The sequence below is a fragment of the Sphingobium sp. genome, assembly GCF_035511395.1.
GTDB lineage: Bacteria > Pseudomonadota > Alphaproteobacteria > Sphingomonadales > Sphingomonadaceae > Sphingobium.
The window spans coordinates 1-12,338 of record NZ_DATKFP010000192.1 but is presented as its reverse complement, the minus strand read 5'-3'; the positions used below and the strand labels follow the sequence as shown (position 1 = coordinate 12,338).

General features: G+C 64.7%; 9 protein-coding genes. 5 read left to right on the top strand and 4 right to left on the bottom strand.

Annotation, left to right across the window (positions count from 1 at the left end):
* Positions 1-261: 261 nt before the first annotated feature.
* The 4 genes from VMR39_RS13175 (at position 262) to VMR39_RS13160 (ending at position 7,512) form a co-directional block, all read left to right on the top strand.
* The gene (locus tag VMR39_RS13175) at positions 262-774 is read left to right on the top strand and encodes an RNA polymerase sigma factor (protein WP_325416458.1); all 513 of its coding nucleotides are present in this window, start codon (positions 262-264) and stop codon (positions 772-774) included.
* 55 nt (positions 775-829) lie between these two features.
* Entirely contained in the window at positions 830-1,783 is a 954-nt protein-coding gene (locus VMR39_RS13170; RefSeq protein WP_325416459.1) for a FecR family protein, read from the top strand.
* On the top strand, positions 1,767-4,202 hold the full coding sequence (locus VMR39_RS13165) for a TonB-dependent receptor (RefSeq protein ID WP_325416457.1): 2,436 nt from the start codon (positions 1,767-1,769) through the stop codon (positions 4,200-4,202). Before VMR39_RS13170 ends, VMR39_RS13165 begins: the two co-directional genes overlap by 17 nt.
* 97 nt (positions 4,203-4,299) lie before the next feature.
* On the top strand, positions 4,300-7,512 hold the full coding sequence (locus tag VMR39_RS13160; protein ID WP_325416456.1) for an autotransporter outer membrane beta-barrel domain-containing protein: 3,213 nt from the start codon (positions 4,300-4,302) through the stop codon (positions 7,510-7,512).
* Positions 7,513-7,721: 209 nt separating this feature from the next.
* Here the strand turns inward: VMR39_RS13160 and gatB are convergent, their stop codons facing one another.
* The 4 genes from gatB to gatC are packed head-to-tail and all read right to left on the bottom strand — an operon-like array spanning position 7,722 to position 11,335.
* Positions 7,722-9,227 (bottom strand): Asp-tRNA(Asn)/Glu-tRNA(Gln) amidotransferase subunit GatB, encoded by a 1,506-nt coding sequence (gene gatB / locus VMR39_RS13155; RefSeq protein ID WP_325416455.1) that lies wholly within the window; start codon positions 9,225-9,227, stop codon positions 7,722-7,724.
* A complete protein-coding gene (locus VMR39_RS13150; protein WP_325416454.1) occupies positions 9,224-9,562 on the bottom strand; it encodes a trypco2 family protein in 339 nt (112 codons plus the stop codon). Before VMR39_RS13150 ends, gatB begins: the two co-directional genes overlap by 4 nt.
* 1 nt (position 9,563) lies before the next feature.
* Complete coding sequence (gene gatA, locus VMR39_RS13145; RefSeq protein ID WP_325416453.1) at positions 9,564-11,048, bottom strand: Asp-tRNA(Asn)/Glu-tRNA(Gln) amidotransferase subunit GatA; 1,485 nt, start codon at positions 11,046-11,048, stop codon at positions 9,564-9,566.
* Positions 11,048-11,335, bottom strand: coding sequence for an Asp-tRNA(Asn)/Glu-tRNA(Gln) amidotransferase subunit GatC (gene gatC, locus VMR39_RS13140; RefSeq protein ID WP_325416452.1), 288 nt, complete (start codon positions 11,333-11,335; stop codon positions 11,048-11,050). Before gatC ends, gatA begins: the two co-directional genes overlap by 1 nt.
* Before the next feature lie 107 nt (positions 11,336-11,442).
* On the opposite strand from gatC, the gene VMR39_RS13135 reads away from it, so the two are divergent.
* Positions 11,443-12,338 (top strand): DUF3089 domain-containing protein (locus VMR39_RS13135; protein WP_325416451.1); only part of this gene is annotated, 896 nt, incomplete at its 3' end.

Below are 12,338 nucleotides of genomic sequence, written 5' to 3'. Positions count from 1 at the left end.
AATTGCATATGCGGCAGCTTGCCCGACGTAACGTAAGTCCGGTCAAGCAGATCGACCAGCGCCTCCAGCCGGTCCGCGTCCATCCCCACCGCCTGCGCCGCCGTCCTGTCCAGACCCTCGATCATCCGCGCCATGCTCCTGCTGCTGCACGCCCGCGCTAGAGCAGCGATGCGCGCAGGTAAACAGCTTGCCGATTGCCAAGACCCCTCCCTCCCCTCTATGGCAACCCGCCTGATCGCCACGCATTGGACAAAGACAGGCATGGCCACCGGCCTTTCTTCGATATTCATGGCAAATCGTCCCGCCTTGCTGCGCTTCCTGCGCGCGCGCGGCGCGGGCGATGATGCCGAGGATCTGTTGCAGGATATGTGGATGAAACTGGAGGCCAAGGATCTTGGCCCGGTCAGCGATCCGCTGCCCTATCTGTATCGCATGGCCAATAACCTCATGCTCGACCGCTACCGGTCCGCCACCCGGCGCGAACGGCGAGAACAGGATTGGGCAGAAGGTGCAGGCGGCGTCATGGCCGATCCGACCGAGGATATCGCGATCGACGACCGCATGATCCTGAACCAGAAGCTGGACGAGGCGCGCGCCGTACTTCGCGACCTTGGTCCGCGCGTGGAGATGGTGTTCCGCCGCTTCCGCATCGAGGGCGTCGGGCAGAAGGTAATCGCCGCCGAACTGGGCGTCAGCCTGACCACCGTCGAAAAGGATCTGCAAAAGGCGTATCGCGCAATGCTGGCGCTCAAGCAGAAAATGGATACGGAATGATCGGGTCGGCGGCGTCAGGCTCTGCAAGGGGCAAAATATGAACGGGGCTGGAGCCATGATGAATCAGGAGGCGCTCGCGTGGGTCATTGCCACGCGCGACCCCCAATTTGACGACTGGGACGCCTTCACGCTCTGGCTGGAGGGCAATCCTGCTCATGCGGCCGCCTATGACGCGCTGATGGCGGCAGATGCCGATTTGGATGCGATCATCCCGCCCGAGCCGGTCGCCATGCCCGTTGCGGCGAACGATGTCGCACTGCGCCATTCGTGGCGCTGGATCGGCGGTGGCGCGATCGCTGCCGCATTGGTGGCGTCCGTCTCGATCGGCATGTTCAACCGGTCCGATATCTACACCGTCACCACCCGACCGGGTGAGATGCGCAGCATCGCGCTCGACGACGGAACGAAGATCGAGCTGAACGGCGGCACCAGCCTGCGCCTCGATCGCAAGGATGCGCGTTTTGCCGCGCTCGACAGCGGTGAGGCCGCCTTCACCGTGCGCCACGACGTGGCGAACCCGTTCCGCGTGACGGTGGGTGACGACATATTCGAGGATGCGGGCACCGTGTTCAACATCGTGCATGCCGGCGGCGCGACCCGCATCGGCGTGTCCGAAGGCAAGGTGATCTACAATCCGCAGGCCGAAGCGATCGCGCTGCCCGCCGGACGCGGCCTTGCCGAGGATGCGCAGGGACTGCGCGTGATGGACGTCGCGCCGGAAGCCGTCGCCAGCTGGCGCCAGGGCAATCTGGTCTATGCCAATGCGCCGGTGACGCAGGTGGGCGAGGATATCGCACGCTCTCTAGGCATCACGGTGCATTTCACGCCTCAGGCCGGGGCCAGCCGCTTCACCGGCACGATCCGCCTCGACAGGGATGCAGCGCGCTTCTTCGCCGGTGCTGCGCCGCTGATGGGCCTGTCCGCTGTGCGCCAGGGTGACACATGGCTGTTGAAGGAAGGGCCAATCAAGGAAGGGCCGATCAAGGAAGGGAATGGGCCGCAGAGCTGATCTTCTCCTCGTCACCGCCCTCACCATAGCGAGCGCAACGCCCGCGCAAGCGGCGGACAGACAGGCCATCCGCATCGCCCCCGGCAGGCTGGGCGAGGCGACGATCGCGCTCGGCCGTCAGACGGGGGTGAGCATCGGCATGTCGGACCAGTCGCTGGCCGGCATACCTACTGTCGGTGTCGACGGAAAATTGTCGGTCGATGCCGCGCTCCGGCGACTCCTCAAGGGAACGGGCGCGACGGCCCATCGGATCGACGCGACCACATGGCGCATCGTCCGCGCCAAAGTGCCGCCACGCCCCGTCGCCGCCGGCCCCGCACCGATCCAGGCCGCCCCCGCGCCCGACCAGCCGTCGGCAGAGATCATCGTCACCGCCTCCAAGCGCGACACCCCCTTGCTCCGCTATGCCGGCATGGTCGATGCGCTGGACAACGGCGCCTTCACCAGCAGCGAAGCGGCGAACGGCACCGCCACGCTGCTTGCGCGGGTCGCCAGCCTCAGTTCGACCCATGCGGGCAACGGCCGCAACAAGCTGTTCATCCGCGCCATCGCGGATTCCGGCGTCGCCGGCCCGACCCAGGCGACGACGGGCCAGTATCTGGGCGACATGCGGTTGAACTATGCCGCGCCCGATCCCGACCTGAAACTCTATGACATCGGCCGGGTCGAGGTGCTGGAAGGACCGCAAGGCACGCTGTACGGCGCGGGGTCGCTGGGCGGCATCATCCGCATCATGCCCAACACCCCCAATCTGGGCGAATATGGCGGGCAGGCATCGGCCGGCCTTTCCGCAACCCAGCATGGCGATCCGGGTGGCGACCTTTCGGCCACGCTCAACATTCCCATCGTCGCGGAAAAACTCGCGCTGCGCGTCGTCGGCTATGGCGTGCAGGAGGGCGGCTATATCGACGACGCCAATCGCGACAAGGACGACGTCAACCGCGTGCGCACCTGGGGCGGCCGCGCCGCGCTGCGCTTCGCGCCTGACGAGAACTGGACGATCGACCTTTCCGGCGTCTACCAACATATCGACGGCGACGACGCCCAATATGCCGCCCACTCGGTGGGCCGGCTCCAGCGCGCCTCGGCCGTGGCGCAGCCCTATCAGTCCGACTATCTGCTCGGCAATCTGCGCATCGAGCGGCAATGGGACAGCCTGCGCTTCGTCTCCTCGACAGGTTATGTCCGCAACGAACTGGCGGAAAGTTATGACGCTACCCAGCCCGGCGGCGCGCCGGCCCTGTTCCGCCAGACCAATCATGTCGACATCTTCTCCACCGAAAACCGGCTGGTGCGCGATCTCGACAATGGTCTGGGCTGGATATTGGGCGCCTCCTACCTGCAAAGCACGTCGCGCCTCAATCGATCGCTGACCTCCTACGGCACCGCACCCATACTGCCGGAGGTCATTCCCGGCGTCCCCATGTATGGCATGGGAATGCCCGCCGCCGCGACCGGCGTGCGCAACAGCGTCAAGGAAGCAACCCTGTTCGGCGAAGCCTCGTTCGAGCCGACCCGCGGCCTCATCGCCACTTTCGGCGGACGCTTGACCAACAGCCGCCTGTCGGGTGAGGCGCTCGATCCCATCGCGGCCCTCTCTTTCGCCGATGTCGCGCGAGCGGAAGCGCAGGCGGACCGCAACGAAACGGTCTTCCTACCCTCGGCCTCGCTGCTGACCGATGCCATTCCCGGCGTCACCCTCTATGCCAAGTTCCAGCAGGGCTTCCGTCCCGGCGGCCTTGCAGTCGATGACCAGCGTGTCCGGCGCTTCCAGAACGACCGAATCTCGACCTTCGAACTGGGCTTCCGCAAGGGCATTCCGGGTCGCGACAGGTTCGCGATCAGCGCCAATGCGGCCTATACCGACTGGCGGGACATTCAGGCCGACGTGACGGACCGGATCGGCCTGCCCACCACCGCCAATATCGGCGACGGCCGCATCTACACGTTGGAAGGCCGCATCGTCGTTCGCCCTCTCCCGACCCTGACCCTCGACGGCAGCTTCATCTACAATGACAGCCGCCTCAGCCAGCCGGCCCAGTTCCTGCGCGCGCTCTCCTACGACGGGCGCTCGCTCTCGCTCCCCAATGTCGCCAATCTCGGCGGGCGCATCGCGTTCGACTATCGCGCGCCGTTGGGCAACGATCTCGATTTCCATCTGAGCGGATCGGCCCGCTATGTGGGCAAATCGCGCCTCGGCGTCGGCCCGATCCTGGGCCAGACCCAAGGCGACTATATCGACACCAGCCTGACCGCCAGCCTCCGGCGCGGGCCGGTGCAATATTCGCTCTCGCTCACCAATCTGCTCGACAGCAACGGCAATCGTTTCTCGCTCGGCACGCCCTTCGACCTGCGCACCGACTATTACACCCCGCTGCGCCCGCGCACGGTGCGGATCGGCGTCGATTTCGCTTTCTGAACAAAATCATCGCTCTGCCTGACGGGATGCACCGTCCGGCGTCGTCCCAAGCGAACGCGCGCACAGAACATCCAGCGCGTCACGCAGAGGAGACATCATGCGACATCTACTGGCCTGCACGGCCCTCGCGCCGGTGCTGGCGGCCCTTACGGTGGCTGACGCGGCCGCCGAAACCAAGATTGCGACCGCCACTACCGCCGCCGTCAACACCTCCACGATCGCCAGCGGCGCAGCCGATTCGATCAACATCACCTCGGACGGATCGATCAAGCTGACCAGCGGCACGGCCGTCACCATGGACAGCAACCACGCCGTCACCAATGCCGGCGCCATCACCATCAACGATGCGGACAATGTCACGGGCATCCTCGTCGCCCCCGGTACCAATGGTGTCCTCACCAACAGCGGCACCATCACGCTGACCGAAGACTATACCGCCACCGACAGCGACAGCGACGGCGATGTGGACGGCCCCTTCGCCAAGGGGAGCGGCAAGAACGCCATCTGGGTCCAGTCCGGCGCGGCCCACACCGGCGACATCATCCACAGCGGCACCATCTCGATCGAAGGCAACCAGTCGGCGGGTATCCGCCTCGACGGTGCGCTGACAGGCAACCTGTCCACCAGCGGATCGACCACCGTGGTCGGCGACAACAGCTACGGCGTCCTGGCCAATGACGTCACCGGCAATGTCACCCTACGTGGAGCGACCTCCGTCGCCGGCGCAAACAGCATCGGCGCAGCGCTTCTGGGCGATGTCAGCGGCACGGTGAAGATCCAGGGCAGCATCGCCAGCACGGGCTATCGCACCACCACCCGTCCCACCGACGTGTCGAAGCTGGACGCCGATGACCTGCTTCAGGGCGGATCGGCAGTCGTCATCGCCGGCAACGTTGCGGGCGGCATCATTTTCGACATTCCCCCGACGCTCGACGACGATGACGACGATGTCGACAATGACGGCCTGACCGACAGCAGCGAAGGCACCGCCGCAGTCATCACCTATGGCAAGGCAGCGGCCGTTCAGGTCGGCGCAGCCGATGCCGATACCGTGATCGGCGCCGTGACCGGGGACAGCACAGGCTATGGCCTGATCGTCAATGGCGGCATCGCTGGCTATGGCATCTACGACGGCATCGATGCCAACGGCCTCGCTATCGGCGGTCTGGGCGGTGATGTGTCGATCGCCAAGGGCGTGCTGGTCAAGGGCACGGTTGCAGCGGTTTCCTACGACAGCAATGCGACGGCACTGCGGCTGGGTTCGGGCGCGAGTACGGACACGATCGAAGTCGGCGGCACCGTGGGCGCTACCGGTTCGTCGAAGGACGGCACATCCGCGCGCGGCCTGGTGATTGACGCCGGCGCTACCGTCGGATCGATCAAAGTCAGCGGCACGATCAGCGCTTCGGCTCTCAGCACCGAAAAGGGATCGGCCGTTGCGATCCTCGATTCCTCGGGCACCGTCTCCAGCCTGTCCAACACCGGCAAGATCGCGGCGACCGGCGGCAAGGATGGATCGAACATCGCGATCGACCTTAGTGCCAACGGCAGCGGCGTCACACTGACCCAGGCGCTCGCTTCCTCGACCGCGACCGCGCCGTCGATCGCAGGGGACATCCGCCTGGGGTCGGGCAATGACGTCATGACGGTTTCGGCAGGCGCCATTGCCGGCGACGTCAGCTTCGGCGCGGGCAACGACAGCCTCGCTTTGTCCGGTTCGTCCAGCCTGACCGGCGATATCGCTTTCGGCACAGGCACCTCGATGCTCACTCTGGCGGATACCGCCCAGATCGGCGGCGCGGTGGATTTCGGCAGCGGAGCCGGGACACTGACGCTCGGCGGCACGTCGTCGCTTTCCGGCGCGATCAGCAATGGTGGCAACGTCGCCGTGGTGCTGAACGGCGGCATGCTCAACGCCACCAACGCAGGTGCTGTGTCGCTGGCGTCGCTCTCCGCCAGCGGCACGTCCACCATCGGCGTGACCATTGACGCGGCCAACGACACCCATACCAGCTATGACGTTACCGGAGCGGCAAGTTTCGCCAGCGGTTCGAAGGTGAAGGTCAACCTGACCCAGGTCAGCGGAGCGGAAGGAGACTATGTCATCGTTCGCGCTGGATCGCTGACCGGATCGCCGACGCTGGCATCGACCACCACCGACCTGCCCTATATCTTCAAGGGCTCGGTCAGCAGCGACAGCACGGCCGGCACCGTCACCCTGTCTATCGCGGCCAAGACCGTGTCCGACCTTGGCCTCAACGGCTCGGTCGCGCGCGCCTATTCCGCCATCTTCAACGCGCTCGACAATGACGACGACGTAGCTGGCGCCTATCTTGCGATTGCCGACGGTTCGACGCTGAACGCCAATCTGCGCCAGATGCTGCCCGATCATGCCGGTGGCACGTTCGAGGCGGTGACGGCCGGTTCGCGCGCAACCGCGCGCATCCTGTCCGATCCGAACGGCATCTACCGCACGAAGGACGGCCGCCTCGGCTTCTGGTTGCAACAGGTCGCCTTCGGCAGCGCCAAGAGCGTGGGCAGCACCGCTTCCTACGACATCAACGGCTGGGGCGCGGGCGGCGGCGTCGAATATCTGACGGATCTGGGCGCGTTCGGCGGCTCGCTCGCCTATATCCATGGCAGCGATTCCAGCGGCGGCTCCAACAATGCGGTCGATTCCGACCAATATGAGTTGGCGGCGCACTGGCGCGGCCAATGGGGACCGCTGCTCGCCTTCGCGCGCCTGTCGGCTGCGACGATCAACTTCTCGGGCACCCGCCATTTCGAGAATGGCGACGTCACCCGCACCGCCAATGGAAAATGGGACGGCAAGCTCTATTCGGCCACGGCCGGGGCTTCTTACCAGTTCCAGATGGGCCGTTTCGGCCTGCGTCCGGCGGTTGGCATCGACTATTACCGTCTGAAGGAAGACGGCTATGCCGAAAACGGCGGCGGCGACGCCTTCAACCTGACAGTCCTCGGTCGCACGAGCGACGAAACCACCGCCAACGGCACGGTAACGGCGGGCTATGATTTCGGCGCGCTCAATCCGGCCGACGGCTGGCTGCGCCTCGAACTGGAAGGCGGCCGTCGTCAGATCATCGGCGGCTCGCTCGGCTCCACCACCGCCTATTTCGAGGGCGGCGAGCAGTTCACCCTGGTCCCCGAAGACCGCACCGACGGCTGGACCGGCCGCGCCCGCCTTTATGGCGGCACCGACAGTTTCCGCATCGGCGGCGAATTCGGCGCGGAAGAACAACAAAATCATGTCGCCATCTCATTTAGGGCGACGGTTAACTTCATGTTGTGACGTCTGATTGATGAACAGGCGGGCCACACCCCACAGACCCTCCCGGTCCGCCCGTTTCGCTCCGGAATGACGCTCCTCCCCAAGGAGCGCCGGGCATGAAAGAGGGGCGTCGCCGGTCCCCCCGGCGGCGCCCCTTATTCTTGATATCCTGCTGAACGAACGGCCCGCTCACCGCCTTCGGCAAAACGGGCCATCCTGTTGGCGAAAGGTCAGGCCGACAGCGCCTTCTTCACCAGTTCGTTGACGACCTGCGGATTGGCCTTGCCCTGCATCGCCTTCATCGTCTGGCCGACGAAAAAGCCGAACAACGCTTCCTTGCCACCGCGATACTGTTCGACCTTGTCGCCATTGTCGGCCAGCACCTTGGCCACCGCCGCCTCGATAGCGCCGGTGTCGCTGGTCTGCTTCAGGCCCTTTTCCTCGACGATCCTGCCGGGTTTGTCGCCGGTTTCGAGCATGATCTCGAACACCTGCTTGGCAATCGTGCCGCTGATCGTGCCATCGGCCACCAGCGCCAGTAATTCGGCGCCTTCCTCTGGGCTTACCGGGCTTTCCTCAAGCGATTTGCCAAGGCGGTTCAGCGCGCCATACAGCTCCGACAGCAGCCAATTGGCTGAAGCCTTGGCGACTTCGCCCTCGCTCTTCTTCTGGATGCGCGCGCCTTCGGCCAGCAGTGCCTCGAACCAGCGCGCCGTATCGGCGTCGGCGGTCAGGGTCGCGGCATTATAGGCGCTGAGGCCCAGCCCCCGCTCGTAGCGCGCCCGCTTGGCGTCGGGCAGTTCGGGCAGCGACTGGCGACATGCCTCCAGAAAGGCGTCGTCCAGTTCCAGCGGCAGCAGATCGGGATCGGGGAAGTAACGATAGTCGTGCGCATCTTCCTTCGACCGCATCGAGCGTGTCTCGTTGCGATCCGGGTCGTAGAGGCGCGTTTCCTGCACGATCTTGCCTCCGGCCTCCAGCACGTCGACCTGACGGTTCGCTTCATGCTCGACCACGGCCATCACGAAGCGGACCGAATTGACGTTCTTCGTCTCGGTGCGCGTGCCGAATTCTTCGCCCGGACGACGCACCGACACGTTCACGTCGGCGCGCATCGACCCCTGATCCATATTGCCGTCGCACGATCCGACATAGCGCAGAATCGTCCGCAGCTTCGACAGATAAGCCCCTGCTTCGACAGGCGAACGCATGTCCGGCTTCGACACGATTTCCATCAGTGCCACGCCCGACCGGTTGAGGTCGACATAGGAACTGGTCGGATGCTGGTCATGCATCAGCTTGCCCGCATCCTGCTCGACATGGATGCGCTCGACGCCGATCCGCTTGGTGCTGGCCTGCGGGTTCTTCTCATCCAGCACGATATCGATCGCGCCCTCGCCCACGATCGGGTGGTAGAGCTGGCTGATCTGATAGCCCTGAGGCAGATCCGCGTAGAAATAATTTTTCCGGTCGAACCGCGACCATTTGTTGATCTGCGCGTCGATCGCCATGCCGGTGCGCACCGCCTGCCGGATGCACTCGCGGTTGGGCACTGGCAACATGCCGGGCATGGCCGCATCGACCAGGCTGACCTGCGTGTTCGGCTCCGCGCCGAACGCCGTCGCGGCGCCGGAAAACAGCTTTGCGTTCGACGTCACCTGCGCATGGACTTCCAGGCCGATCACGACCTCCCACTCGCCGGTTGCGCCCTGGATGCGATAGGTTGATTCAGTCATCGACGATCACTCTTATATTTGGTCGGGATGGTGAACTGAATACGGCTCACAGTCGATGCTTCCGTCGAAACATCACCTCCCGCATTTGCACCAATCGAGAACACTTGGATCTTCATGCCGCCACGCGCCGTGCCAGTATGCTTTGCGGTAACGGCCACGTCGAACGTAACGTTTTCAGGAGCGGTAAACGCAAACTCTCCGGAGCCATGCGCCGATCGGATACGCGCATCCTGCTGAACATCAGATATGCCCTGCATAATGGCGGTCAACGTGCTGGAAACGAACCATTGCAGTTCATTCTCTTCAACCCGATTGTCACTATCCGCGCTACTCATCTTACCACCACTTGTCCGGCCGCGCCGTGAAGCCCGAACGCTCCTCGATCGCAAGGCTCGCGTTAAGCACGGTCTGTTCGTCCAGCGCCTTGCCGATGATCTGGAGGCCGATCGGCAGCCCGGCCGAATCCAGCCCGCCCGGCACCGCCATCGCCGGCAGCCCCGCCAGCGAAGCCGGCACGGTGAAGACGTCGTTCAGATACATGGCCAGCGGATCGGCCTGCTTCTCGCCCAGCGCAAACGAGGCGCTCGGCGCGGTCGGCGTCAGCAGCAGGTCGCACTTTTCGAAGGCCAGTTCGAAATCGCGCGCGATCAGCGCCCGAACCTTCTGCGCCTGGGTGTAATAGGCGTCATAGAAGCCCGCCGACAGCACATAGGTGCCGATCATGATGCGGCGCTTCACTTCCGGCCCGAAGCCGGCGGCGCGGGTCGCGGCATACATGTCCTGCAAGCCCGCCCCATCGGGCAAGTCGCGCTGACCATAGCGTACGCCATCATAGCGGGCGAGGTTGGACGACGCCTCGGCCGGCGCGATGATATAATAAGTCGGCAGCGCATATTTGGTATGCGGCAGCGACACTTCCACCACCTCGGCACCCGCGTCCTTCAGCCACTCGATGCCGCGATCCCACATGGCGGAGATTTCGGCGTTCAGGCCATCGGGGCGATATTCCTTGGGAATACCGACCTTCTTGCCCTTGAGATCGCTCGACAAATTGGCTTCCCACTGCGGCACGGCCAGATCGAGGCTTGTCGAATCCTTGGGATCGAAGCCCGACATGGTTTCCAGCAGGATTGCATTGTCGCGCACCGTCCGCGCCATCGGCCCGGCCTGATCCAGCGACGAGGCGAAGGCCACGATACCCCAGCGCGAACAGCGACCATAGGTCGGCTTGATGCCGCTGATGCCCGTGAAGGCGGCAGGCTGGCGGATCGAACCGCCGGTGTCGGTGCCGGTCGCCGCCGGGCAAAGCCGCGCGGAAATGGCGGACGAAGAGCCACCCGAAGACCCACCCGGCGCCAGCGCGGCATTACCGCCGTCATTACGCCGCCAGGGCGAGATCACATTGCCATAATAGCTCGTCTCGTTCGAAGACCCCATGGCGAACTGGTCGAGGTTCAGCTTGCCCAGCATCCCCGCACCGGCCGCCCACAGCTTGCCCGACACAGTCGATTCATAGGTCGGCACGAAGCCTTCCAGCATGTGCGATGCGGCGGTCGTCTGCACACCCTCGGTGCAGAACAGATCCTTCATGCCGATCGGCACGCCAGCCAGCGCGCCCAGCGTTTCGCCCGCCGCCTTCGCCTTGTCGGCGGCATCGGCCGCTGCCAGCGCCTTTTCCGGCGTTTCCACGATGAAGGCGTTCAAAGCCTTGGCCGCCGCGACATTCGCGTTGAACGCCTGCGCCACTTCACGCGCCGAAAAGTCGCCGCCACGGAAACCGTCGCGAATTTCCGCAACCGTCAGATTGGTAAGTTCGGTCATTATTCGATCACCTTGGGCACCGCGAAGAAGCCATGTTCGGCCTGCGGCGCATTGGCCAGCACCTTGGCGCGCACGTCGCCATCCGTGATGACGTCATCGCGCAGGCGTTGATGATTGGGGATGACGGCGGTCATCGGCTGAACGCCGGACACGTCCACCTCGCCCAATTGCTCCACCCAGCCAAGGATGTTGTTGAGTTCGGGTACCATGGCTTCCGCTTCCGCATCCGTCACCGAAATGCGCGAAAGGCTGGCGATCTTTTTCACGGTCTGAAGGTCTATCGACATGGGCCGCCGCTACCACCCGCGCCCGCTGGCTTCAAGCGGCTTTAGCACCCCTTGCGCGCTTGCGTTCCATCCGTCAGACAAAGCACGGTTAAAGTCGGAGAGTGTGGGTGGCGCGCAAATTTCTCTATGTCATCGCGACCTTGGTGGTGCTGGTGATCGCCGCGCTGCTGGTCTACCGGGTCTGGGGCATGCAGTTGATCCGCATGGTGATGGTGCCGCGCGAATCCTTCACCCAGCTTCAGCCTCTCCCTGCCGACGCCTATGTCGATGCGACCATGTGGATCGCCCGTCCCGACATAGAGAAAAATAATCCGGCGCTCTGGACGCCCGCCGGCGTGGCGCCGGCAAAGCCCGGAAAGGCCGCCATCTTCTTCATCCATCCGACCAGCTACATCACCACATTCGGTGACGCCCACTGGAACGCACGGCTGGACGACAAGGAAACGGACGCCACGGCCCGCCGCTTCGTGATGAGCCAGGCCAGCGCTTTCAACGCCGCCGGCACCGTGTGGGTGCCGCGCTATCGCCAGGCCAATTACGGCGCCTTCCTGACCGACAAGCCGACCGGCGACCAGGCGCTTGCCGCCGCCTATCGCGACGTGGCCCAGGCCTTCGCAGCCTTCGTGAAGGCCAATCCGAAGGGGCCGCTGATCCTGGCCGGCCATAGCCAGGGGTCGCGCCACCTGCTCCAGCTGCTGCGCGAACAGGTGGCCGGCAAGCCGGTTGCCGACCGCATCGCCGCCGTCTACGCCGTGGGCTGGCCGGTGTCGGTGGAGGCGGACCTCCCCGCCCTCGGCCTCCCAGCCTGCGCACGGCAGGATCAGGCGCACTGCATCGTCAGCTGGCAAAGCTATGCCGAACCGGCCGACCCTTCCGCCGTGGTCGAAAGCTTCGAGCGCAAGACCGGCTATACCGGCCAGCCCCGCAAGGGCACGCACATGCTCTGCACCAACCCGATCACTGGTGCCTTCAACGGCAAGGCACCGGCCAGCGCCAATATCGG